General features: G+C 61.0%; 29 protein-coding genes. 25 read left to right on the top strand and 4 right to left on the bottom strand.

The genetic code is table 11. From position 1 onward, the window contains the following. The first annotated feature begins 54 nt into the window (after positions 1-54). The 25 genes from JN280_RS25810 (at position 55) to JN280_RS25690 (ending at position 20,524) form a co-directional block, all read left to right on the top strand. On the top strand, positions 55-315 hold the full coding sequence (locus JN280_RS25810) for a transcriptional regulator (RefSeq protein ID WP_244742064.1): 261 nt from the start codon (positions 55-57) through the stop codon (positions 313-315). Positions 316-560: 245 nt separating this feature from the next. Continuing rightward, positions 561-1,034 (top strand): hypothetical protein, encoded by a 474-nt coding sequence (locus tag JN280_RS25805; protein ID WP_202306568.1) that lies wholly within the window; start codon positions 561-563, stop codon positions 1,032-1,034. 94 nt (positions 1,035-1,128) lie between these two features. Continuing rightward, a complete protein-coding gene (locus JN280_RS25800; protein WP_202306567.1) occupies positions 1,129-1,569 on the top strand; it encodes a tellurite resistance TerB family protein in 441 nt (146 codons plus the stop codon). A 5-nt stretch (positions 1,570-1,574) separates the two neighbouring features. Next, positions 1,575-1,739, top strand: coding sequence for a hypothetical protein (locus JN280_RS25795; protein ID WP_202306566.1), 165 nt, complete (start codon positions 1,575-1,577; stop codon positions 1,737-1,739). 297 nt (positions 1,740-2,036) lie between these two features. Further along, on the top strand, positions 2,037-2,777 hold the full coding sequence (locus tag JN280_RS25790; RefSeq protein WP_202306565.1) for a sigma-70 family RNA polymerase sigma factor: 741 nt from the start codon (positions 2,037-2,039) through the stop codon (positions 2,775-2,777). Next, positions 2,774-3,418, top strand: a complete 645-nt coding sequence (locus JN280_RS25785) for an MT-A70 family methyltransferase (protein WP_202306564.1) — start codon at positions 2,774-2,776, stop codon at positions 3,416-3,418. The genes JN280_RS25790 and JN280_RS25785 overlap by 4 nt, the downstream gene beginning before the upstream one ends. Position 3,419: 1 nt before the next feature. After that, positions 3,420-4,103, top strand: coding sequence for a hypothetical protein (locus JN280_RS25780; protein WP_202306562.1), 684 nt, complete (start codon positions 3,420-3,422; stop codon positions 4,101-4,103). A gap of 59 nt (positions 4,104-4,162) precedes the next feature. Next, positions 4,163-4,624, top strand: a complete 462-nt coding sequence (locus tag JN280_RS25775; protein ID WP_274609032.1) for an SLOG family protein — start codon at positions 4,163-4,165, stop codon at positions 4,622-4,624. Beyond that, positions 4,621-5,274 carry a hypothetical protein gene (locus tag JN280_RS25770; protein ID WP_202306558.1) on the top strand — a complete coding sequence of 218 codons (654 nt, stop codon included), beginning with the start codon at positions 4,621-4,623 and terminating at the stop codon, positions 5,272-5,274. The genes JN280_RS25775 and JN280_RS25770 overlap by 4 nt, the downstream gene beginning before the upstream one ends. A 19-nt stretch (positions 5,275-5,293) precedes the next feature. Then, positions 5,294-5,782: a GcrA family cell cycle regulator gene (locus JN280_RS25765; RefSeq protein ID WP_202306556.1), complete on the top strand. Its 489-nt coding sequence runs from the start codon at positions 5,294-5,296 to the stop codon at positions 5,780-5,782. Between the two features lie 3 nt (positions 5,783-5,785). Beyond that, the gene (locus tag JN280_RS25760; protein WP_202306554.1) at positions 5,786-6,190 is read left to right on the top strand and encodes a hypothetical protein; all 405 of its coding nucleotides are present in this window, start codon (positions 5,786-5,788) and stop codon (positions 6,188-6,190) included. Beyond that, on the top strand, positions 6,187-9,576 hold the full coding sequence (locus tag JN280_RS25755) for an LAGLIDADG family homing endonuclease (RefSeq protein ID WP_202306552.1): 3,390 nt from the start codon (positions 6,187-6,189) through the stop codon (positions 9,574-9,576). The genes JN280_RS25760 and JN280_RS25755 overlap by 4 nt, the downstream gene beginning before the upstream one ends. Further along, positions 9,573-9,776, top strand: a complete 204-nt coding sequence (locus JN280_RS25750; RefSeq protein WP_202306550.1) for a hypothetical protein — start codon at positions 9,573-9,575, stop codon at positions 9,774-9,776. The genes JN280_RS25755 and JN280_RS25750 overlap by 4 nt, the downstream gene beginning before the upstream one ends. Before the next feature lie 304 nt (positions 9,777-10,080). After that, positions 10,081-10,419: a hypothetical protein gene (locus JN280_RS25745; RefSeq protein ID WP_210387821.1), complete on the top strand. Its 339-nt coding sequence runs from the start codon at positions 10,081-10,083 to the stop codon at positions 10,417-10,419. 77 nt (positions 10,420-10,496) lie between these two features. Continuing rightward, positions 10,497-11,636: a phosphoadenosine phosphosulfate reductase domain-containing protein gene (locus JN280_RS25740; protein WP_244742059.1), complete on the top strand. Its 1,140-nt coding sequence runs from the start codon at positions 10,497-10,499 to the stop codon at positions 11,634-11,636. Continuing rightward, on the top strand, positions 11,633-12,619 hold the full coding sequence (locus tag JN280_RS25735; protein ID WP_202306544.1) for a hypothetical protein: 987 nt from the start codon (positions 11,633-11,635) through the stop codon (positions 12,617-12,619). The genes JN280_RS25740 and JN280_RS25735 overlap by 4 nt, the downstream gene beginning before the upstream one ends. Next, complete coding sequence (locus JN280_RS25730) at positions 12,616-14,277, top strand: SNF2-related protein (protein ID WP_202306543.1); 1,662 nt, start codon at positions 12,616-12,618, stop codon at positions 14,275-14,277. The genes JN280_RS25735 and JN280_RS25730 overlap by 4 nt, the downstream gene beginning before the upstream one ends. Beyond that, positions 14,277-14,678, top strand: coding sequence for a helix-turn-helix domain-containing protein (locus JN280_RS25725; protein ID WP_202306542.1), 402 nt, complete (start codon positions 14,277-14,279; stop codon positions 14,676-14,678). The genes JN280_RS25730 and JN280_RS25725 overlap by 1 nt, the downstream gene beginning before the upstream one ends. After that, complete coding sequence (locus tag JN280_RS25720) at positions 14,665-15,498, top strand: ParB N-terminal domain-containing protein (protein ID WP_202306541.1); 834 nt, start codon at positions 14,665-14,667, stop codon at positions 15,496-15,498. Before JN280_RS25725 ends, JN280_RS25720 begins: the two co-directional genes overlap by 14 nt. Next, positions 15,495-16,178 (top strand): sigma-70 family RNA polymerase sigma factor, encoded by a 684-nt coding sequence (locus tag JN280_RS25715; RefSeq protein WP_202306540.1) that lies wholly within the window; start codon positions 15,495-15,497, stop codon positions 16,176-16,178. Before JN280_RS25720 ends, JN280_RS25715 begins: the two co-directional genes overlap by 4 nt. Continuing rightward, complete coding sequence (locus JN280_RS25710; protein WP_202306539.1) at positions 16,175-17,314, top strand: DUF7146 domain-containing protein; 1,140 nt, start codon at positions 16,175-16,177, stop codon at positions 17,312-17,314. The genes JN280_RS25715 and JN280_RS25710 overlap by 4 nt, the downstream gene beginning before the upstream one ends. Then, on the top strand, positions 17,289-18,656 hold the full coding sequence (locus JN280_RS25705) for a replicative DNA helicase (RefSeq protein WP_202306538.1): 1,368 nt from the start codon (positions 17,289-17,291) through the stop codon (positions 18,654-18,656). The genes JN280_RS25710 and JN280_RS25705 overlap by 26 nt, the downstream gene beginning before the upstream one ends. Then, positions 18,653-19,687 (top strand): hypothetical protein, encoded by a 1,035-nt coding sequence (locus JN280_RS25700; RefSeq protein ID WP_202306537.1) that lies wholly within the window; start codon positions 18,653-18,655, stop codon positions 19,685-19,687. The genes JN280_RS25705 and JN280_RS25700 overlap by 4 nt, the downstream gene beginning before the upstream one ends. Then, positions 19,684-20,019, top strand: a complete 336-nt coding sequence (locus JN280_RS25695; RefSeq protein ID WP_202306536.1) for a hypothetical protein — start codon at positions 19,684-19,686, stop codon at positions 20,017-20,019. Before JN280_RS25700 ends, JN280_RS25695 begins: the two co-directional genes overlap by 4 nt. Positions 20,020-20,068: 49 nt before the next feature. Continuing rightward, positions 20,069-20,524, top strand: coding sequence for a DUF1643 domain-containing protein (locus JN280_RS25690; RefSeq protein ID WP_244742055.1), 456 nt, complete (start codon positions 20,069-20,071; stop codon positions 20,522-20,524). Here JN280_RS25690 and JN280_RS25685 read toward each other — a convergent pair. The 4 genes from JN280_RS25685 to JN280_RS25670 all read right to left on the bottom strand — a co-directional run bounded on the left by JN280_RS25685 (position 20,521) and on the right by JN280_RS25670 (position 23,333). After that, positions 20,521-20,985 (bottom strand): hypothetical protein, encoded by a 465-nt coding sequence (locus JN280_RS25685; protein WP_202306532.1) that lies wholly within the window; start codon positions 20,983-20,985, stop codon positions 20,521-20,523. The two genes, JN280_RS25690 and JN280_RS25685, sit on opposite strands and share 4 nt — an antisense overlap. Continuing rightward, positions 20,982-21,257 (bottom strand): hypothetical protein, encoded by a 276-nt coding sequence (locus JN280_RS25680; protein ID WP_202306530.1) that lies wholly within the window; start codon positions 21,255-21,257, stop codon positions 20,982-20,984. The genes JN280_RS25685 and JN280_RS25680 overlap by 4 nt, the downstream gene beginning before the upstream one ends. A gap of 136 nt (positions 21,258-21,393) precedes the next feature. After that, a complete protein-coding gene (locus JN280_RS25675; RefSeq protein ID WP_202306528.1) occupies positions 21,394-23,013 on the bottom strand; it encodes a DUF4942 domain-containing protein in 1,620 nt (539 codons plus the stop codon). A gap of 53 nt (positions 23,014-23,066) precedes the next feature. Beyond that, entirely contained in the window at positions 23,067-23,333 is a 267-nt protein-coding gene (locus JN280_RS25670) for a hypothetical protein (RefSeq protein ID WP_202306526.1), read from the bottom strand. Positions 23,334-23,429 lie beyond the last annotated feature (96 nt).

Here is a 23,429-nt window from a genome sequence, read left to right as displayed (position 1 = left end):
CCCACTATCTCACGTGTCAGCATTTCTTTCATCGAAAGAGGTGCTTGCGTTGGAATGAAAGATATGCTTTCAATGCCAGACATGACGCAAAGCGAAGAAGACAAGCTCCTGCAGGCGCTGAACGAGGCGAAGAAAGCAATCGGTGGCAACACCGGGTTAGCCAGGGCGCTCAATCGTCTTGGCAACAAGCCTACGATTACGTCGCAGGCGATCTCCCAGTGGAAGAAGGTCCCGGATAAGCGGGCCCTTGATGTGGAGAAGGTCACCGGAGTGTCCAGACATCGTCTTCGGCCTGATGTCTACGGTGACGCCTAGTCCCACTGACGGACGGGCCAGGTCATTCCATCCGGCGCGCGTTGACCGCGGCGCCGACATGAATTTTGGCTTTCCGCCACAAGGGGCTGGCGCGGCCGTATTGCTGATCGGGTCTGACCCGTCCGGTATTGAGGGCGGATCGCTCCTGGATCAGCCAACTAGGGTGGAAGTTCGCCCGTAACAAAGATGCGTGGTGCAGTCCGATACCAGGTTCAGGGTTCGTCTCATGGACAGGAACAAGTTTGGTGTTCGACGGCATTGCGCTTCCTTTCTGCCGGAGTTGGTGGCCGGCCTTCACTGCCATTGTTCTGAGTTTAGCTGTGGAGGATGCCATGATGTTGGAAGTGTTCGCCGAGAGCGTGGATTTTTCAGCCAAGGGCAACGGTCGACCAAAAGTCGACGACGTGGACCTAGCTGCGTCTCTCATGGACAAAGTGATCAGCAACCGCGGGGTACGAGAGAAGGTCGACGGCATGCTCGAGAGGGCCTACCTCGCCCTGCACACACGCAACAGCAAGTGGACAAGACGGCGGGTCCGCGCCGTCTTCAACAAAGAGGCACGCCGCATTGATCATTGGGAGATCGAGGAGATGCAGGCGGTGATTGAAGCGAGGAAACGGAATGCTGACTATCGTGCAGAAACCGCCCGTATTGCTGCGATGGATTTCGGCCCCCAAGCGACGGGACATAGCAGTGTGGATTCGCACCAAGGCTGCTGATCTGGCGGACTGGGTCGCCCCCGAAACCCGAAACTAGAAGAACCCGGCAAGCGGGTCCGTCACAACTGACTGTAACCAAAAATGGAGAAGACGCATGCTCGGAAGACTGTTTGGCGGAAAAGCCAAGGAAGCGATCAACCAGTTCTCGGGAAACAAGGACTTCCTCGAAGGTATGTGCGCCGTCTGCGCGCTCACGGCCGCCGCCGACGGATCGATCGACGATGCGGAGATCGATCAGGCCATCACTTCGATCAAGGCGAATTCTGCGATCGCTGCGGGCTTCGGCGCCGCCGAGATCGAATCGGTATTCGGCAAGATGGCCAGCAAGGTCAACAACCGCGTCGGCCGCATGGAACTGAAGAATGAAATCAGGCAGGTCATCGATCGCGACAAGACCGGCCAGATGGGTCAGGCGCTCATTCTCGCCGGCCTCGACGTCGCCGACCAGGGCGGCATCGACGACAAGGAGGAAACGGTTCTGAAGGAGCTCGCCGGCATCTGCAACGTCGACTACAACCGGCTGAAGAACGGCTGATCGACATGCCGGAATGGCTGCAGAAGAGGATCCAGGCGGCGGCATTGTCCACCGCCTCGGTCATCGTGGTGCTCCAGGCGACGATCCTGCCGGGCATCTTCGACTTCATCACAGATCTCATGCTGATCGGGATTATCTGGATCGCCGGAAAGTCCGGAAACAGGAAGTGAGTGGGCTGGCCGGGGCCCTGATCCCGGCATTCAATCTATTACAAAGAAGCAGTGATGGGCTCGTACACACCTGGCTACCGACAGATCAAGATCCTCAGATCCGTAGTCGGTGATGGCTGGTTCCGCGCTGAGCAAGCTGGCGACTACCGGGCCTGCCTACTTCTCCACGATCGCGGAATGCTCGCCCGAGACAAGAAGGACGCGCGGCGGTTCACCCCGACGGAAACTGGCAGCGCGTGGATCGCCGCTCACGATGGCAGATTGGCCTGAGACAATGCGACATGGGGAGGCGTTCTAATGGCGGCTACCGGCTTCCTTATCAGGGCGGAAGAGTCCGAACTCGCGCGGCGTTGGCTGGACCTTGGCGACGAAGCGGCCAGGAACCGGCTTGTCGCGTCTCATCAGCCGCTCGTACTTGGCATCAGCCGGAGGTATTTCAAGTTCCCGCTCCCGCAGGAGGATCTGACTCAGCAAGGCATGCTTGGCCTTATGCGAGCCTGCGACACTTTCCAGGTAGACAGGGGACTGCGTTTTGCGACCTACGCACGCTGGTGGGCCCAAGCTGCGATTGCCGAGTACGTGCTGCAGAATGCCTCGGTGGTGGCGCACAATCGGTCGAATCTGTCGCGCCGGGCCTTCTTCAAGGGGAAGGGGCACCTAAAGATCGTCTCCCTGGACGCACCGGTGGGCGACGGAGGAGAAACATTCATCGACGTTCTCGAAAGCCCGTCCGATAGCCCGGAGGACACTGCGCTGCGGGTCATCGATAGCGAGAGGGCAACTGCCAAGATTCGCGATGCGGTAGGGCGACTTGACGCCCGTTCTCGGCGAGTCATCCAAGAGCGGTGGCTTAGCGATGAGAAGGCCACGCTGGAGTCACTGGGCGCAGCGCTGGGCGTTTCTAAAGAGCGGATTCGCCAGATCGAATCCCGCGCCATGGAATTCATTAAGGCCGCAGTGGAAGGGCGAGAATTCAAGGCGCCACGGCGCAAGAGGACTGGACGACCGAAGACCAAGCGGCAGGCGGTGCTTGCATGACATGGCCGTTCGGCGATCTTCGCCCGCTTTCCTTCAGCCTGATCGCGGCTGACCCGCCTTGGGAATATGAGCTTTATTCCGAAGCGGGCAATCAGAAATCAGCTTCGGCGCAGTACGACACCATGCCCCTTGAGGAAATCATGGCGCTCCCCGTCGGGCACCTGGCCAGCGGCGATTGCCTGCTCCTCCTATGGGGATGCGGGTGGATGGAGCCTCGCTTGCGGCAGGCGGTCATGGAGTCGTGGGGCTTTGCCTACAAGTCCGAGATGGCATGGAGAAAGACGACGCGGAAGGGCAAGGTCCGTATGGGCCCCGGGTACCGGGTGCGGACCATGCACGAGCCAATCTATCTCGGCGTGATGGGGAACCCGGAGCACAAACCCTTTCCTTCGCTATTCGATGGCGTAGCCAGGCAGCACAGCCGGAAGCCGGAAGAGTTCTATTCGCTCGTCGACCGCTGTTCTCCCAACTCGACAAAGCTGGATCTTTTTTCCAGGCAGAAGCGCCGCGGATGGGAGAACTGGGGCCGTGAGGCAACGAAATTCGACACCGGCGATCCGGTCTCGATGAGGCGGGATCGTCCCGCGCCAGAGCAGCGGGCGCCTGAGCCCATGACTCTTTTCACTGACAACGCCGCATGAGGTGACCATGGCGAGACAAAAGGGAAGTTCCACCAAAGCGAAGCTGACCGTTGTTGGGGGCACCACCCCGGCGACCGGGCACAATCTGACGGAAGACCAGCAGCAGGCGCTGTTCTTCCAGAACAAGTCCAAGATCGTCGCTCTCAAACAGAAACTGGCTTCGGTCAGCGGTGAACTGCGGTCGGCATACAAGACCGCAAAATCCGACGGCTTCACGAAAAAGGAGATCGATTTTGCGATCGCCCTCGAGGGCGACGACGACAACAAGATCGGCGAGGAGCGGAAGCGGCAGAATATGATTGCCGCCTGGCTTGGTCATCCGATCGGCACGCAGGCCGAACTCGATCTGCAGCCGGATCGGCGCCCGATCGAAGAACGCGCCGCGGCCGAAGGCAAGAAAGCCGGGATGGAAGGACAGGCACTGAAGCCGCCATATGCTCCTGGTGCGCCCGGCTACGACGCGTATGTGGAGGCGTGGCACAAGGGCCAGGCGGCGATCTTCGCGATCAAGAAGAAGCCGGAAGACGCACCCGAGCTTCTGCGCGAACAGGGCAAGGAGACTGCCGGCAAGCCGGATGACTTCGACCAGGCCGCGGATTCATCTGCCGCAACATCTGCGGAGAAAGGCTGGCCGGACGACGACCAGATCGCGAAACGGCAGCAGGAACCAAGCCAAGAGGCATGACAGCCTGAAGGCATCTGGCTGCGGGGCGGTGTTCTGGTGGCGGTGAGCGGGGTAAGGGAATGGTTGCGATTGTCTGTGGCAGTCGGAAGTTGACCGACGGCGCCTTCGTATTCGACGAGCTCGACAAAGTCCACGAGCGCCAGAACATCACGCTTTTGGTCGAGGGCGGCCAGCGCACCCAGGACAAGGACGGCCGCGTCATTGGCGGCGCCGACCATTGGGCCCGCATGTGGGCGGTCGCCCGCAGCATTCCCTATGCCACCGAGGCAGCAGACTGGCACTATCTGAAGCACCCGGAGGCCGACATCAGGCAAAACCGGAACGGCACCAAGTACGACAGGAACGCCGGGCCGCGCCGCAATCAACTGATGATCGACAAGTACCGGCCGACCCGGCTGATCGCCTTCAAGGGCGGCGCCGGCACGAGAAACATGATCATCGCAGCCCGGCGCGCCGGGCTCGACATCGTCGTGGTGCGGCCAAGTGAAGGAACGCCTCTTTTTGACGGAGTGCCAGCATGAACATCGCCGGCCTGGATCTCGCTACCGCGTCCGGCTTTGCCGTCTGGAAGGACGTGGTGACGGGGACTGCAATCACGACGACCACCTTCAAGGCGCCGACCAAAAAGAAAAACATCCTTGAGGGCAGTAAGGCGCTCGATGCGGTACATGAGGGTAATGTCGGCAAGACCTTCGAGGATGCACTGAGGGTCTGGCTGATCGACAACAAGGTGGAGTACGTGGCCATCGAGGCACCGATACCCTCCAATAACAAGCGGCGGGAACGGGTCGTCAGTCCCGATGCCGACTTCGCCGGTCAGGCGATCACCTACATCGAAAAAGACGGCACGAGTCTGGCGGCTATCTACCGGCTCTATGGCCTGTCGTTTATGGCCTGCCAGGTCTGCAACCGCCTCAACATCCCGACGGTTCTGGTTGCGCAGCAGACGTGGCGAAAGGCCTTCCTCGGCCACGGTCACCCGAAGGACGCGAAGAAGGAAGCGGTGAAGATGTGCAGGCGACTCGGGATCGACATCTCGAGTGTGGATTGTGCTGAGGCCGTGGGGGTCGTGCACTGGCTCAAGGGTCATCTTTTCCCGTACAGCCACGCCGCCAACTCGCTGTTTAACCTACCGCCGACAACGAAGGTGCCGGCGCCCACGGCGACTTGAACTCAGTGGACCCGGGACCATGTGGCACAAGATTTCACGTGACGAGCGCATTCAGTGCATCAAAGACGGCGTGTCGAGGGGGCTTAGCGCTTCCAAGATTGCCGCGGAGATCGGCGGATGCAGCCGTAACTCAGTCATCGGACTTGCTGCCAGGGCGAAGATTCAGTTGGCGGAGTCACGACCGGCAGGAAGACCGACGGGAGCGAGGCCGCCTAAACGAGCGATTGATGAACTGAAAGAGGCAAAAGTTCGGCCGGAAGCAAAGAACGCCGTCAATGTGAAAGTCATCGAGTCTGTTTCACGCCGTCAGTACCTCCGTGCCAATCTGGATGTAATCATTCCAGTCTCACGGGAGCTCGAGCTCATCCAATTGACTGAGCGGACCTGCAAGTGGCCGCACGGAAGTGCGGACTTTAGCTTCTGCGGCAATGACGTGGTCTTTGCCCCGTATTGCTCATACCACAGTCGGATCGCCTATCAGCCGGCGGAAGAGAGAAAGCGAAGATGAGACATGAAGCTCTCCGATATCCCGCCGGAGATGGCGAGGGACTATCTGCGCGGCATCATCGATCGAAACAAGCCACCGAGCGAACACGTGGCCTGGCGAGTGCACATAAATCTGGACATCGACGGTCGGCGGAAACTGTGGGCGGCCGATAAGTATCTCGAGGTCTTGCAGACCATGGGAGTTGGAATTGAGAAGAGGCGAGTCGGCTTGTCCGAGATCCGTGAATTCCTGGCGGGTCTTCTGATCGATGCCGCAGCGCAAGCTGATGTCGCAGAAGATGTTGCGGTCGAGCTGAGTGTGGCCGGACTTCACATGATCAAGGAGGCGGAACTGCATCTCGATCGATTCGGCATCATGCGGACGGTTGAAAGTCGTCCGAGCAAGAACTATGGGGGTAAGAAAAGATGAACACGCAACAGATGGGCTCAGAGGTCGAGTTCCGTCACTTCCATATGTTCTGCGGGCTTGGCGGCGGCGCCAAGGGCTTCAACAAAGGCACCGCAAGGGTAGGACAGCTTCGTGGGCGCTGGCGCTGCATCGGCGGCGTTGATGTCGACCCCGGTTCTATCGCGGATTTCTCGCGCGTCGCCGGCGTCCAAGGGACCGTGCTCGATCTCTTCGATGAAGAGCAGTATCGCGCATTTCACGGCAAGGCGCCGCCGGCAGGCTGGCGGCCCGCCACGCCTGCGGACATTCGGCGCGCCGCACATGGCGAGCGGCCGCACGCCGCGTTCCTGTCTGCGCCGTGTCTGCCGGCCGACGGCCTGGTTCTGACGGAGGATGGTGCACGGCCGATCAGCGCTATCAGCGTCGGCGAACGCGTGCTGTCGCATCGAGGGAGACTTTGCCGCGTCGATCGCGTCAACCGTCGTCCATACACGGGCGACATGATCGGCCTGCGCCTCAACGGCACTGTCGACGTGCAGTGGTACACAGACGAGCACCCGATATGGGTCCGCCGTGTCCGTCGCGACCTTGCCACCGAGCGCAAGCGCGCGCTGGGCGATCCGTCCTTCGTTCCGGCGAAGGATGTCCGGATCGGCGACAGGGTCGGCTTTCCGATCGAGACCGAGGAGGCCGGAACCGCGAAGGCCTTCGTCGACGGCTTCGGCGATCCCACGCGGGTGGAGAAGGGCGGCAAGACCTCCGGCCGGTATGCCAAGCCTGCATACGTTGCGACCGTCGAGCGGATTGTCGATTTGGGGTCGCGGGCGGAAGACGTCGGGCTGTGGTGGTTGTTCGGCTGCTACCTCGGCGACGGGTACCGCATGCACAACTCGTACAGGGTCGCGTTCTGCGTAGGCTCCGAAGACGGCGAACTGGCGGCCAGCGTGCGGAGCGTTGTCGAGGGCCTCGGGCTGAGCGTCTACGTCGATCGGGGCGGAGGCTCGACGAACGTTAAACTGGTCGTCTCAAGTAAGCACCTGCATCAGCTCTGCGGTGCGTTCGGCGATGGCGCCGAGAAAAAAGCGTTGCCGCCGCGGCTGTTTCGCGTCGAGCGCCGGTTCGCCCAGGCGCTGATCGATGGGTACCGCGCGACCGATGGCTCAGAGCAGGGTGCACGCCGCATGTCTCGCGGCAATACTCTGCAAGCACGGTGGAAGATTTCTTCGATATCCCTACAGCTTCTGCGCGATGTTCAGCGGCTGCTCATCGGGCTCGGCACGTTCGCCAGCATCCATCATTGCTGGAATGGCGGCGAGCAGATGATCGAGGGGCGCCGGGTTGCGACTCGGCGTCGTTGGGAACTGAACGTCAGGCTCGATCCGAAGAAGAGGACCGTCTTCGAATTCGACGACGGCGCTGTCTGGATCAGGGTGAGAGACATCTTGCGCAGGCAGACAGTAGAGGAAGTGTGGAACCTCGAGGTCGCCGAGGATGACACCTACTGCTCGCCGCTGATTGCGACCCACAATTGCAAAGGCTTTTCCGGTCTCCTGCCCGAGCAGTCGAGCAAGACGGCAAAGTATCAGGCGCTCAACCGGCTGACCCTGCGCGGCGTCTGGCTGATGCTCGAAGCCTGGAAGGATGATCCGGTCGAGCTCATCGTCTTTGAGAACGTTCCGCGCATTGCCACGCGCGGGCGCCACCTGCTCGACCAGATCATCGCCCTCCTACGCGCCTACGGCTATGCGGTTGCGGAAACCACGCACGACTGCGGCGAACTCGGCGGCCTTGGCCAGAGCCGCAAGCGATTCCTCCTCGTCGCTCGGCATGAAAAGAAGGTGCCGCCCTTCCTCTACGAGCCGGAGAAGCGTCGGCTGCGGGGCGTCGGCGAGATCCTCGAACGGCTGCCGCTGCCTGGCGATCCAGCCGGCGGCGCCATGCACCGGATGCCAGCGCTGCAATGGAAGACGTGGGTGCGGCTCGCCTTCGTCGAGGCCGGCTCGGACTGGCGATCGCTAAACAAGCTGGCTGTCGAGAACGGAGTCCTTCGGGATTTCGGGATTCTGCCGGATGGGGCCTGGCGTGACGACATTCTCGGCGTACTGCCCTGGGATAGAGCAGCGCCAACAGTCACGGCCCAGGCCGGGGCGACAACCGGCCGGTTTTCCGTCGCCGATCCCCGCGTTGACGGTCATCCAAAGTCTGTCCAGCTCGGTGTGCGGCGATGGGAGGACACCGCCGCAGTGGTAAAGGGCGACGTGTCAGTTGGGACCGGGCCTTACGCAGTTGCTGATCCGACCATCCCGGGCAAGCCGCGGTTCAACAACGTGTTTCGCATTGTGCCATGGGCGGCGGCCTCGCCGGCGGTGGCAGGCCCCGGCGGACCGGCCGGTGGCCTGGCCGTGGCCGATCCGCGTGCGGGGGAAGGAAGGCACGTCAACGGCAAATATCGGGTTACAGCTTTTGATGAGCCTGCCAATGCGGTGATCGGCGCGAGCACTACCGGCAATGGTGCTTTCGTCGTCGCCGATCCCCGACCAGTCAGCGACCTGCACAAGGGTGCGCACGGCGTTCGCCAGTGGACCGACACCAGCGGCACGGTGCAGGGCGAGAGCCTGCCGTCGAACGGTGCGTTCGCCGTCGCCGATCCACGCCCGGGTAAGCCGACCGAAGACCTGCAGGGGAATTGGCATATCACTCCGTTCGACGAGCCTGCGCACGCTGTCGTTGGAAACCGCAAGTCGGGCGCGAGCGCGGTCGCTGATCCTCGAACGGGCTACGGCCCCAACAGCCACCGGAACAAACTGAAGGTTGTCGGGTTCGAGCAGACTGCCGGAACCGTCACCGGCTCTGACCGCGTCGGTTCTGGCGCCCTTTCTGTCGCAGACCCCCGCCCTGCTGCCTTTGGCGAAAAGCGGGACAACTATCAGACTGGCGGTCACTACGGCGTGGTGCCGTGGGGCGGCACGGCTTATGCCGTGCCCGGCTTCGCCAAGCACGACCGCGGCAACTGGTCGGTTGCCGATCCTCGCGAAGTCGAACCGGAGCCGATCATCGAGCTTCCGAAACCTGAGGATCGCCTCGTCGCCGTCATCCGCGCCCTCGACGGCACTTGGCACCGCCCCTTCACAACACTCGAGCTCGCCGCCCTGCAGTCGTTGGTCGACCCAGACGAGGTCGGTACGTTTGTTCTGGAAGGGCAATCCGATTCTGCGTGGCGGGAGCGCATCGGCAACGCTGTTCCACCGGACGCAGCAGAGTCGATCGCCGGCGTCATGGCAACTACGCTGCTCCTCGCCATGACCGGCGAGACGTTCATGCTCTCATCCCAGCCGATCTGGGTTCAACCGGTCGCCTTGGCGTTGGCGGTCGACCAGCGCGGCAACATCCCACAGGAGGATCTATGAGAGTCAAAATTGGACAGAAGTGGTTCGCAGTCGAGCCTGGCCAGCCGATCATGATCGAATTTAGCGATGGCGATAAGCGGAACATCGCGCAGATGCTGCCAGAGGCGACCAGATATGCGTGCTTTGCTGACGACGATCCGCTCGTCAGCAACGAGGAAAAACTGAAGTGGATGAGCGAGGGGGCAGAGGCAGCCACCTGATGGGAACTGTGACGGAGATAACGAGCATTCTCGTGCAGCCGCAGCAGCTATTGAGCAGCTGTGCGGACAACCGCGGCGGATGGATCCTTCGGCGACTCTGCGCTTATCACCCGACACCGGTGAGCCGCCGCGACCTGATGGCGGCAGCTGGAATCAGAGAGAACTTGATGGGTCCGGTTAGCGCCTCCGCCAGCTTCGAATGGTGGCTGCTTCGCATCAATGACGATCTCAAGCGGCGAGGCTGGCAGGTGATGTGTGTTGGAGACGACACTCTCTATCGGTTGGGTCGGTGCTGATGAGTGCAGTGGACATCTTCAAGGCGCTGTCTGGAAAACGCTTTACGCTCTCCGATGAGAAGCGGCTCCAGGAGGAGGTGCAGGAAGTGCTCGACCAGGAAGGGATCGAGTATGCCCGCGAGCACAGACTCAATCAGAGCGACATCATCGACTTCAGGTGCGGCCCGGTCGGGATCGAGATCAAAATTAAGGGAGGCAAACGCGACATCTACAATCAGATCGAGCGCTATGCGAAACATGACTGCCTTGAAGAACTGATTCTGGTAACCAATGTCGCGACAGGCTTTCCGCCGGAACTGAACGGCAAACCTGTCTATGTTCTGAACCTGGCGAGGGCATGGCTATGAGCAGTCTACAGCCGACGCTTTTTGAAGGGACGAAGCGCCTCGTTTACGACGAGGCCATCGAACTGACACTCCAGTCGATGCAGGCCTACGGGCCGCAGCATGACGTGTGGGCCTTCGCCTGGTCGGGCGGCAAAGATAGCACCGCGACGCTGACTCTGATCATTCACCTGATCAGAGTCGGCCGGCTGGCCGCCCCCAAGCTGATTCTGGTCTTCTATGCAGACACGCGGCAAGAGCTGCCGCCGCTGGCTATTTCCGCGTTCCGAATCATGGAGCAGCTCGCAGAACTGGGCATCCACTGCGAGGTCGTGCGGGCGCCACTCGACAAGCGATTCCTGGTCTACATGCTCGGCCGCGGCGTGCCTCCGCCGAACAACCGGACCTTCCGCTGGTGCACGCGGCAGATCAAGGTCGATCCGATGGCGGATGCGATCGAGGCACGGCTGTCAGAGATCGACGGCAATGTGCTCATGATCACCGGTGTCCGTGAGGGAGAGAGCGCGATCCGGGACGAGCGGATCCGGATGTCCTGCGGCAAGGACGGCGCGGAGTGCGGGCAGGGTTGGTATCAGGAGGTGCTGCCGCAGTCGAAAGGCGTTCGCGGGCGCATCGCCACGCTGGCGCCGCTGCTGCACTGGCGGGTTTGCAATGTGTGGGACTGGCTCCGCGTCTATGCGCCGATGACCGAATATGGCGGTTGGGCCACTGCCGCGATCGCCGATGCCTATGGCGGCGAAGAGGCCAACGAGATCAACGCAAGGACCGGCTGCATCGGCTGCCCGCTCGCCAGCAAGGAGCTCGCGCTTGAAACGATCCTGGCGATGCCGGCCTGGAGCTACCTGACGCCGCTGCGCGGGCTGAAGGTCATCTATCGGGAACTGCGAGAGGATGACAGTAAGCGACTTAAAAAGACCGGCCGCGACGATGATGGGTCGCTTTCAAGTGGCAAGAACAAGCAACGAAAGGGGCCGCTAACGTTCGAAGCGAGACTCGATGCTCTGGAACGCGTAATCGACATCCAGGCCTCCTGCAACGAAGCCGCCGCCAGGCTGGGCCGCCCGTCGATCGACATCCTGAACTCCGAGGAGGAAGCTCGCATTCGCGAGCTGATTGCGGCTGGGACGTGGCCGAACGGATGGGACGGTGACGAGCCGACGGCCGACACGCCGATGGACATGATCTTTCGGGACGGCTCAGTGCAGCCGCTGCTGGTATGAACGTCCGCATCTGCCAGCTCGACGGATCGCTGCCCAACTTAGCGCTCATGAAGCTCGCGCACTATCACCGCGCATCCGGCCACCAGGTGACGTTCAGGCACGGCGCTGCCGCCGTGATGCGCGAGCTCGGCGAGCCGGACTATGACCGGGTGTACGCCAGCGCCATCTTCAAGTTCTCGGCGCCGCTGATCGATCGGTTCCTCGAGCAATGGCCGGATGCGATCGTCGGCGGGACCGGAACGGACTCGAAGCGCACCGTCGAGAACATAATCGGTCACTACAACGGCTTGGACTATTCGCTGCAGCCGAGCTTCAAGGCGAGTATCGGCTTCACGCAGCGCGGTTGCCGGCTGAAGTGTCGCTTTTGCGTTGTTCCTGACAAAGAGGGAAAGCCCTTTTCGGTGGCGAGCGTCGCCGACATCTGGCGGGGCCCCGGCTTCCCAAAGCACCTTCATCTCCTGGACAACGATTTCTTTGGCCAGCCGGAGCCGGAATGGCGTGCGCGTCTCGAGGAGATCGGCGAGGGCGGGTTCAAGGTCAGTTTCACGCAGGGCATCAACGTCCGCGCCATGACGCCGGAGATTGCCGGCGCCCTGGCCATGATCGAATACCGCGATGACCAGTTCAAGCGCCGGCGGCTCTACACCGCCTGGGATAATCTGAAGGACGAAGCTGTTTTCTTCCGCGGCGTGGATATGTTGGCGGCCGCCGGTGTCCAGCCTGAGCATCTCATGGTCTACATGCTCGTCGGCTTCGACAAGCGCGAGACCTGGGAACGAATTCACCATCGCTTCAATCGGATGGTAGAGCGAGGTATCCGCCCCTATCCGATGGTCTATGACCAGAGCCGCAAGGATCTGAAGCGGTTTCAGCGGTGGGTGGTGACCGGGCTCTATCGGGCTATCCCGTTCGCTGAATATGACCCGCACTACCATATGCCGGCGTCGGTGGCGCAGCCGGAGTTGTTCTCGGGGGCGACATGACAGTCAACGTCCCCAAATACGGCCGGCTCGAACTCCAGGGCAATCGGTGGCTGCTCACCGATATCCCGCCGCATGTGGCCATCCGCCTGAAATCGATCTTCGGGCGCATCCAGAAGACGCAGACGAAGAAGTTCGATCTGCCCTTCACCGATGAGATGTCGGCCGATCTTGCATGGTTCATGGAGCGATACCCGCTTGAAATGTCGGACAAGGATCGGGAGATCCTAAGGAATGGGCGCCTGCAGTTCGAGGAAGACCGTGCGTCGAGCGAGGCGATCTTTCTTCCGGACTGGCAGCCGTCGGCACTCTACGGGTTCCGGCCCGGCTATGCGCCGCGGCACGCGCAAAGCCAGGCAGTGGAGCTGCTTCACAAGAAGCGACGACTGCTTCTCGGCGATGACGTGGGTCTGGGCAAGACCTGGGTGGCCTTGGCCGCCGTGGCCGGCTCTCCCTATCTGCCCGCTGCGATCGTCGTCCAGACACATTTGGCGACGCAGTGGGTCGAGGAGTTCGTCAAGCCGTACACCTACATGGCCGCCCACATCATACAGGGCACCCAGCCATATGACTTGCCGCCGGCGAACCTCTACATCTTCAAGTATTCGAATATTTTCGGGTGGGTCGACGTCGCCGCGACTGGCTTTTTCAAGGCGGCCATATTCGACGAGATCCAGGAGGGCCGGACAGGCTCCAGCTCGGCAAAGGGAAGGGCCATGAAGGTCTTCGCCGACAATGCCGCCTTGCGTCTCGGCCTGTCGGCCACGCCGGTCTTCAATTACGGTTCTGAGATCCACAACATCCTGAGCTACCTCGATCCGGACCTGCTCGGGCAGTGGGACGAGTTCACGCGAGAATGGTGCAAGATCGGGCCCGGTGGCAAATGGCTGGTCTCGGATCCAAACGCCCTCGGCTCATACCTGCGGGAGTCGCAGATTTTCATCCGCCGGCTTCGCGAAGGCCGCAAGATCAACCGCATCGTGATCGACGTCGACTACGACGAGGATATCGCCGAGAAATCCGAAGACCTTGCTAGGTCACTGGCCATGAAGGTGCTGGACGGGAAGTTCGCCGAAAGCGGCCAGGCCGCTCGTGAGCTTGACGCGCTCGCGCGGCAGGTCACCGGAATCGCAAAGGCGAAGAGCGTGGCTGCTTACGTGCGCATCCTGCTCGAGGCAGGCCGACCGGTGATCCTCGCCGGCTGGCACCGGGAAGTCTACAAGATATGGCTCGATGAACTCGGCGAGTTCAATCCGCTCCTCTATACGGGCTCGGAAAACGCCAAGCAGAAGGACAAGACCAAGAAGGGGTTCCTGAATGGCGACACCGATCTCATCATCATGTCGCTGCGCTCCGGGGCTGGCCTAGACGGACTGCAGAATCGCTGCAGCACGGTTGTCGTCGGCGAGCTCGACTGGTCACCGCAGATCTATGAGCAGTTGTTTGGGCGTGTCGACCGGCCTGGGCAGCCGGAAGACGAGATAACAGCGATCTTCTGTGTCGCAAATGGTGGCTCCGACCCGACCATCGTTTCAGTCAATGCAGTGAAGCGCGATCAAGCGCGCGGCATCACTGATCCGGGACTCGGCGTTGAGCCGGTCTACTCGGATGAATCGCACATCAAGCTTCTGGCGCAGCAGTATCTTGAGCGGAAGAAGTGATGTTCGCGGCAATCTCACGTCATACGCAGGCAGGAATCGAGCGGCGAATGGCGGAGCGCGGCGATCTCGCCGTCCGGTCGCCGGCGCCAAATCAGACCAAGACCAAGGCTCCGTTTTCCAGGCCCGTCCGGTCCAATCTGTTTCCGGTCCCGCCGCCGCTTCCGCTTCGGGTCAAGAAGCTGATCACCATGATCGGCGTTTGGCACGGCGTCACCTATGAGGAGATCGTCGGAGAAAGTCGAAGCCGGAAGGTAGTGGAAGCTCGCTTTGACGCCATGGCCGAGGTGAAGCTGCACCGACCAGACTGGAGCCTTCCGCGGATCGGCGAGGTCTTCAACAAGGACCACACGTGCGTCCTCAATGCCGTGAAGCAACGGAGGAAGTTCAATGCGGCCGATTGATCCCACTCCGTTCGCACCCGCGCTTGGCACGCCGCCGTCTACATCACTCGGCGTCAAGCCCGGGCTGTGCTGGCTGAAGATCCAGTCGCTCAGGATCGACCCGAACTATCAACGCGAAATCTTTGAGGGCGGCGCCAAGAACGTCGTCAAGATCGCCCGGAACTTCGATTGGGCCCTCTTTGGCGTGGTGGTCGTGGCGAACATAGGCGAGGGGCTATTTGCTATCGTCGACGGGCAGCACCGGACGATCGGGGCGGCGCTGCGCGGCGTCGAGGAAGTCCCGTGCATCATCATCGAGGCGGACCCCAAGAAGCAGGCCGAGGCCTTCGCAGCAATCAACGGCGCCGTGACGGCCATCCACCCCCTATCGATCTTCGCGGCGGAGCTGGCCGCGAAGAAGCAGGATGCGATCGATCTGGTAGAAACCTGCGCCAGGGCGAGCGTAAAGATTCTCAAGTACCCGGTTCCATCAAAGAACATGAAGGCCGGCGACACGATCGCGATCAGGTCGCTGCAAGAATGTCATCGGGTCTACGGGCCAGACCATCTGGCCCTGTCACTCCGCTGCATCACTCGATCGAAACCGGACGGCAACGTCGGGCACGTCAAGGCGCCCACCATAAAAGCTCTTTGCCACGTTCTCGATGCGCAACGGACTTGGTGCAAGCCCGAATACCGCCTGATCTCGGTCATGGAGAATTTCGACTTCGGCCAGGAGTTGGAAAGCGCTTTCGTCGACGGTCGCCGCAACAAGCGCCAGACGCACAGCCAATTGGCCATCCGGCTGTTCGATTTTCTGGACGAGGAACTCGGGGCATGAGCCGGCCGCCTGCGTTCGATCGCGAGCTTCTCGCCACTCAGCGCCATCTGCGGAGCTACGCAATTCGGCTCACCAAGAATACCATTCAGGCGGAGGATCTTGTCCAGGAAACCATCCTGAGGGCCCTGGAGAAATGGGAGCTGTTCCAGCCCGGCACCAACATGCAGGCATGGGCGACAACAATACTCCGAAACTTCTTCATCTCCACCGCACGAAAGGCTGGAAGGATGGTGGAGGATCCTGATGACCTGATCTCGAAATCGGTCGCCGTCCCCGAAGGCCAGTCATCGGCCTATGATCTGAAAATCGTTCAGAGGCGAATGCGGTTGCTCCCGACAGAGATGCGGCGCGCGCTGAACCTGGTCGCGATTTTGGGCAACGACTACGAGCTCGCGGCCGAGCGGCTCGGCGTAGCCGTCGGGACAGTTAAGAGCAGAGTCTTTCGCGCCCGCGCATATCTCGAGACCGGCGTTGAGGAGCCTGATCTCGCGCCGGCGATCATCGCGCCAGACCTGCCGGTCAAGCTGAGCGACCAGTTGGCATCATTGTTCAGGGCAGGGAGGTCAATCGCTGAGATCGCTGAGATCGTTTCCAAAGGCCCACGCGACGTCATGCGTTTGGTCGTCGATCTGAAGTTGCGTCGCGAACCTCGCCAACAGGAAGTGGTGAGGGGCGTATGAAAGACGACGCACAAGAATTGCGCCGACGGGTTGAGGATCGCATCGAAGACATTCTCGATGAGATCAGCCCAGGCTGGGTGAAGCGTGGCAATACTGCCTACCTGACTCCGAAGAGCAAGAAGGATCTCGGCAGCTTCACCGTCTCCCTCAGCGACACGAACAAGATGCCACGAGGGTGCTTCTATCGATTCAGCCAGAGTATTGGAGGCGGATCGATCGAGCTCATCGGCTATGTGCTCTATGGCCGGAAAGATGCCTATCGCGAGTCATTTGACTGGGTGCGCCGGCACTTCGGTTTGACCAGGCAGCAGGAGTCCGAAGAAGACAAATTGGCGCGCCGGGCGCATCAGCAGCAGGAAGAGGCCGAGCGTGCTGAGCGCCGGCGGCTGGACGAAGAAGAGGCAGCCAAGCGGGATGCTGAGCGGACCCTCAGTGCTCAGCAGGTCTGGGACCAAACCGTGCCGCTGGCAGGTACTCATGGCGAGGCATATCTGGTCGACCGCGGCATCCCCCCGATCGCTGAATGGCCTTGGAATCCAGATGAGGTGCTGCGGTTTCATCCAGCGCTCGACTTCGAGCCAGACCGCAAGGCCGGAAGGTTTCCGGCGATCGTCTGCAAGGTGGTTGATGCCTTCGGCGACCTCATAGCGGTGTGGCAGGTCTATCTCCGGAAAGACAAGCCAGCTAAGGCGGATCTGTCGCCCAGCCCGAAGATCGGCCGCGGGCCAGCCACCGGCGGCGCCATCCGCATCGGTGGCGACGGCGCATGGATCGACGGATGCGAGGGGATGGAGACTGCCCTCGGTGCCTGGTTCCTCGAGGGCTGCCGCCGGCCGTGCTGGTCATTCATGTCTACCAGCGGCATGAAGAACTTCGAGCCGCCGATCTTCATTGAACGCATGAATATCTGGAAGGACGGCGATAAGGCCGTTCTCACGCAGCAGGGCAACATATTGCCGCCGCCTGGCGACCATGCGGCAGACGAACTGCAACGTCGACTGAAGGAGGTGGGTATCAGGGCCACAATCAACGATATGACCCGGGACGGCGACGCACTTGATTTGTGGAACGCCAGAAAGAAGTTCGACGCGCATCTCAGGAAGGAACAGGATGTCACCGAAACACAACCCTCTTGAGAACATCGCCGCGGAACAAATGGTTCTCGGCAAGATCCTGCAAAGCGAGTCGGCATTCTGGAGCGTGGCAGACGTATTGTCGGCATTTCACTTCGTGCGCCCCATCCACCAAACCATCTTCCAGACAGTTCGCGACACCCTCACCGAGGGGAAGCGCCTCTCGATAGCCCTACTCGAAAGCCGCATCGGGCCGCAGTACGATGACGACGGCAAATCCACAGTGTCGCTTTTGACGGCGCTTCTGCGAGACGCGGAAAACAATGAGAATGCGCTTGATGAGGTCGATGTGATCGTCGATCTCTGGCGCCATCGCATGATCATCCAAACGCTCGAGCAGGGTCTGAAAGACGCCAAAAAGCCGGGAACTATTTCGACCGATCTGCTGGCAAATCTGGAGATCAAACTCGATGATATCGGAACGAACAGCCAGAGCATACCGCTGAAATCACTCGGGGAGATAGCCGCGTCGGCAGCGAAGAAATCGAGGACGGCACAGAAGACTGGGACAATGCCCGGCTTCGACACTGGCCTGCCATCACTCGATGCGCTCATTGGTCGGATCCATCCTGGCGATGTCGGTGCCATAGGAGCCAAACCTGGGGACGGAAAGACCGTCGTTGGTGCTCAGCTGGCGCTGCGGGCGTCGCTGTTCGGACCATCCTTGTTCTTCCAATTGGAGATGCAAGCAGAAGACATGGCCAGGCGCTACTTGGCGGATCGGGCGAATATGTCGGTCGCCGAAATTGAGGAAGGGCAATATAACTTCGAGGATGCAGAGAACCTGCAGGCGGCAGTCGACCAACTGCGCAACGCGAAGGTCTACATCGACGACCGTCCGAAACTTGCCCTGGAGCGAATCCACGACAGAGCACTCCAACTGAAGAGGTCCAAGGGCCTGATTTGCATTGTGGTCGATCACCTGCGCCATGTGCGAGTGTTCGGCAAGGTGAGAGACAAGTTCGAGCGCATGGAGGTTGTAACGGGCGGGCTGAAGTCAATCGCAAAGGAGCTCGGGGTTGCCGTGATCCTTCTTAGCCAGGTCACACGCGCTTCTCAGCGACGTGACGATCCGGTTCCGCAACTTGCCGATCTGGACGGCGGTGGCAGCCTCGATCAGGACGCTGACTGGGCAGTCGCTCTTTTCCGCCGCGATCGCTGGCTGAAATCGCAACGCCCCGAAGACATGGAATCCAAGGATGGCCGAGAGTGGGCTGAACAGATGGTGAGGCACAAGGGAAGGATTGAGGTGCATAGCCTGAAGGGCCGGCGCCGCGAAGATGGCGAGATGCGCGACTTCTGGTTCGACGGGCGCCGCTCGGTCATCAGGGAGATTGAGCGTTGATCAACGAAAAGCCCGACAAAGGGATCATCACTTTCTGTGTGTCCGTATTGTGGATCCACGGAGCCAGCATCGGGACCATCGCACTGCTGTCGGGCCGGACGCCTGGCTCGGTGAGAGGGATAGTCCATCGAGCATTCAGCACCACACCGCGCGAAGGTATGACGCTTGCGCAGCGCCAACAGAAGCTCGACGAAATGAGGGCCTCAAGAAAGGACGATAATCGCCTTCCTGACAAATATTTTACTGCCCTGCCTATCCCAGCGGCGAAGGCGAGGCCGCCGGCACCGAAGTCCAAGGGCCCGATCCCGCTCTACATGAAGCCAAAGGCACCGGTGCCGCAACCGCTGCCGGAGCCGGATCTTCGGACCAGGGCAGGGCGCAAGGAAGCGCAGCGACGCAAGAAAGAGGCGGCACGCAAGGATCGCCTCGAGGAGGCGAAGCGCGCCGAGAGGGAACAGGGCGGTGCCCAAAACAGGGGCATGAATGGATCTGCCCTGGAATACCTTTACACGCTCAGGATACTGGATGACCCGGGCGACCGCACGGTTGAAAGGGCTCCACAGGGCATCTCGAGTCGGGAGCGCCGAAAGGAGGCTGGCCGAATCCTCCGGGAATACATCGATGGCTGCCGGGTTGGAGCGGTGAGCTCGGTCGACTTCGAGCGCGAGGTCGCCGGAGGTGGAGCTGGGATCGGAATCGCAGCCTGGCGCGTGCAGTGTATTTCTGCGATCGGTGCCATCCGGAAAATGATGCCTGATCGCGACTATCTCTTGATCGAGGGGATCGTCGATCGGGATGAATGCCCTTGGGAGCCGATCAAGTCGGTGACGGCAAAGCGGTTTCTGTATGAGGCGATCCGTCGTTCTCTGGATGTCGTCGCGGCTTCTGAGTCCTTGATGGCCTTGGATGCCTTCGAGACGCGCTGGGGGTTCTCGCTGGTGCTCGCCGACACGATTGACCGAGACGACGCACTGTCCATCTCCAGGCAGGCTCGGTCGCTGTTCACCACAGCACAGAGGGGAAACAGATGAGAGAGCGTATGCCGCCGCGGCGGCCATCCCGTGTCGTCGGTTTCGAGCACACGGAAGCGAACGGCAACAAGTCGAAATTCGTTGGCACGTTCGGCTTCTACCTCGACGGCCGTCTCGGCGAGGTCTTCATCGATGCGCCGAAGAACGATTCCCAGATCGGGGCCATCTGTCACGATGCCGCGGTGGTGCTGTCGATCGCCCTGCAGCATGGGGCGTCAATCGCCGAGCTCAGGGATGCCGTCGCCCGCACCAAGCTGGAACGCGGCCAGCCTCAGAGCGTCATCGGGACGGTGATAGATGTCATGGCCAAGGAAGAGACGGCGGATGAGTGACCTGGTGCTTCGACGCAGCGCGATATTCTCCGAGGACGGTGTCTATCGAATGCGGCTCGAGCGCGACTTCTGCCGGCCCGGGAAAGTGGTCGCCGCCATCATGGTCAATCCGAGTAAGGCAAGCGCGGAGATCGACGATCACACGATCAGGAAATGGCACGGCTTTTCGGACCGGCACAGCTTCTCCAAGGTGATCATCGGGAACAAGTTCGCCTATTGCGCGACCGACATCATCGAGCTCCGGCACGTCGAGGATGCGGTCGGCCCGGACAATGACCGGCATCTTGAGCAGATCATGCGCGATGCCGATTTTCACATCGTCGCCTGGGGGCGGCTGAGCAAGCTACCGAAACATCTTCGTAATCGCTGGCGGACGGTGGTCGACATTGCCGACAGGGTAGGGTGCCGCCTGCATTGCTTCGGCACCGGGATTGACGGGCATCCGCTGCACCCGCTCACGCTGGCCTACGATACGCCGATCGTGCCGTGGGAGCCCCCGGTTTAGCGGATGATCGTCACCGCCGCCCGAATATCCGCCTGCAGTTGCGGATCGAACTGGATCGGCTGGCGAATCCCTGAAAGGAATTTCTGCACGGCGGCGCGCGCGTCATCGTAAAGAATTTCCTCGTCTGGGCACATATCCACCCAGCCGATGAAGCTCTTCGCTGCGTCTTTGCCGTGCGCCGCGGCCAGGCCGATCGCCAGCGCGCCGGCGATCTGATTGATGTCGGACCTGGAAATGTCGCCGTCCTTTGCAACGCCGAGATCCGAGCTGCGGCGGCGAAGCTGAACGAAGGCCACGCGGATCGCGAGCGCAGCCTCCGTTTCTGCGAAATCCATGCCGTCGGAACGGCACTGGTTGCGGAATGCCTGGACCGCCTCGTCCTGCGACTCCGGAAGCAGTCCGAGCAGCACCAGCCCGCCGGTAATGATGGCCGCTGCCAGAAGGATGAATTCGACGCTCATCGCCGGTCCTTCCTATGGCCCATTTCCACCATGCGGCTGTCGGCGATCTCGATCATGCGCCGACGGTATTCGTCCTTCTCTGCGGCGAGCTCAAGCAACACGATCTCCGATAGCGTCGGCGAGGTCGCGTCATTCGGATCGAGGTATTTCGACACACCATGCGAATGCCGGCCGGTGACGAACATGAAATCGTTGATGCTCATCTTCGCGCGGTCGAGCGCCTGCTTGAACTCGTCGGCGCTCATGCGGCGAAAGACAAACTTGGCAGTCATGCTTCCCAATGCTCCATGCATTGTCCGCCTCCTTGGGTTAGGCCATGTGGCCGGGTAATTGGATCATCAGCGCCGGCGGCCGATGGTGCACACGATCGTGTTTATATTGGTGCCAGATTCGGCGAAAGAGGGCAGGTCACCCAACCTGCGGCCAGGTCGGCCATTCGTAGCGGTCCTTCTTGCAGCCGTTCTTTCGGACCGAGATAAAGCCGGTGTTCACGTTCGTGCCGACGTCCGAAAAGGAATTGGGAGGCAGGTCGCTCCAACTGGCGCCCATGTCTTCCATCAGCTTGCGGAAAGCGACCGACTTCCTCGTCTCGCGAAACTCGGTGCCGGCCGACATGATCGCGACCAGCCGGCCATCCGGCTTCAGGAACTTGAGGGCATGAATGACGTGATCAATGTCCCTCTCTCGATCGAAGGGCGGATTCATCACGACCAGGTCATAAAGGCCGGTGGATTCGGGATCGATCTGCAGAAAATCGGCACAGACCACCCGACCGAAGATGCCGGCCGTTTTCAGCTCTTGAGCCAAGTGAGGCTGGATCTCGACGCAGTCGACGATGTTGTCGAAACGGTAGCGCTCCTGCTCCCAATCGCCCCGCATGCCTTCTTCGGGTTTTGAGAAGCACAGCCGGGCGAGGTTGCCGGTGCCGGCCGATGGTTCGAGAATGCGCAGCCGAGGCGAATCCTTGCTCGCTCGGAGGTTTACGTCACGCAGAACCCGTTCCCCGGCCTCTATGGGCGTGGGGTAGAAGCCGTAGTAGCGGGCCGGCGTGGCCTTTACGTTGTCGAACGGGTCATCTTCCTCCTGCTGGCCGTCACCCAGGACTTCCCCATAGTATTCGGCGAGCAGCTTGTTCACCTTCGTGACAAGATCCTTGCGGGTCATCCAGAGGTGGGCGTTGCCATTCTTGAAGATCCGGACCTTGAAATAGTCCGTCTCGACCTCGGATTGGCGGGCGCCGTGAGTGCCATGACGGGATAGGTCAATGGCGCCGATCGTCTTGGTGAAGTGCTCGATCGGGCGCCGATCGCGCCTGGCTGCCTCGGTCTCGGCGTCCTGCTGGCGGACCTCATCCAGCTTGCCGTCCAGGATGGTGAAGGCTCGCTCGATATCAATGAGGGTCGACCGTTCATCGCGGTTCCAGTTCCAGCTGCCATACTCGTTGAAACACCTGGTCAGGATGATGCGCGAGCCGACCTTGAACCCATCATGCGAGCGAAAGCGGCGGTCCAGCTTGGCGAAGGCATTGGCCATGCCGCGGCGGAAAATTGTTTCGGCGTTGAGCATGAAGCTTTCGAGCGTGGCGACGATGTTCTCGACCGTCACCGGCGGCATGCCTTTGGCTGCCTCTTCCTCCGTGATCATCTGGTTCGGGCCGGTCGGCTCCTCGATGATGTGACTCATCTGCTTACGGAGCTGGTCCTTCGCCTCCTTGTCCATCAGGTGCTCGAGGTCGGTGCGCTGGATGATCCAGGCCCAAACATTGAGATCGATGACCCTGCGCTTCTCGCGCATGTAGTCGTCGAAGGGGAGCGTGCTGATCGGGTGCATCGCAATCTTGGTGGCCTGCTCGTGGGCGGCGTTGTAGGCGTTGGTGCCGGGGAAGGCGCGCTTGGCCATGTCAATGGCCGCGACCTCGGCTTGAAAGGCATCCTCGATTTTGGCGTGCGCGATCGTGAAAAGGTCGAGCGCCTGGTTTCGGAATTTGACGATCTGCTCGACCGTGTTGCGCGGCACGACAGCATTCATGTGAAAACTCCTTGTGTGGTGAGGCCGAGAGGCCGGGATTTTGGAAAGGGGTCCTATTTTGCCGCGCGCGCCTTCTGATCGCGCAGCGCTTCGAAGTAGGCGGGCATTGCATGTCCAGAATTGGCAGCGGCATAGGCGAAGCGCTTCGCGTGTTCGCCGTTGCAAAAATACGGGTCTCTGTAGCGTTCGCCGTCCCAGGTCGAGACCTGGGTGATGAAGTCGTGCCCGGCCTTCTTTGTCGCGTAGTCGCCGCACACCCACTTGACAGCGACGATCTGGCCATTGACGTACCGCTCGCCTCCGCCTTCGAGCGTGGACACTCGGGACGCTTGGTCATCCATGTTTCCTGCCGTTCGCCTTCTGGGCACCTGAAGGCGACCAGATGCGTTTTCTTGGGCAGCGCCTTGCCGCAGTAG

It is taken from the genome of Mesorhizobium sp. L-8-10 (assembly GCF_016756635.1).
Taxonomy (GTDB): domain Bacteria; phylum Pseudomonadota; class Alphaproteobacteria; order Rhizobiales; family Rhizobiaceae.
This window is presented reverse-complemented; position numbering and strand designations above follow the sequence as displayed.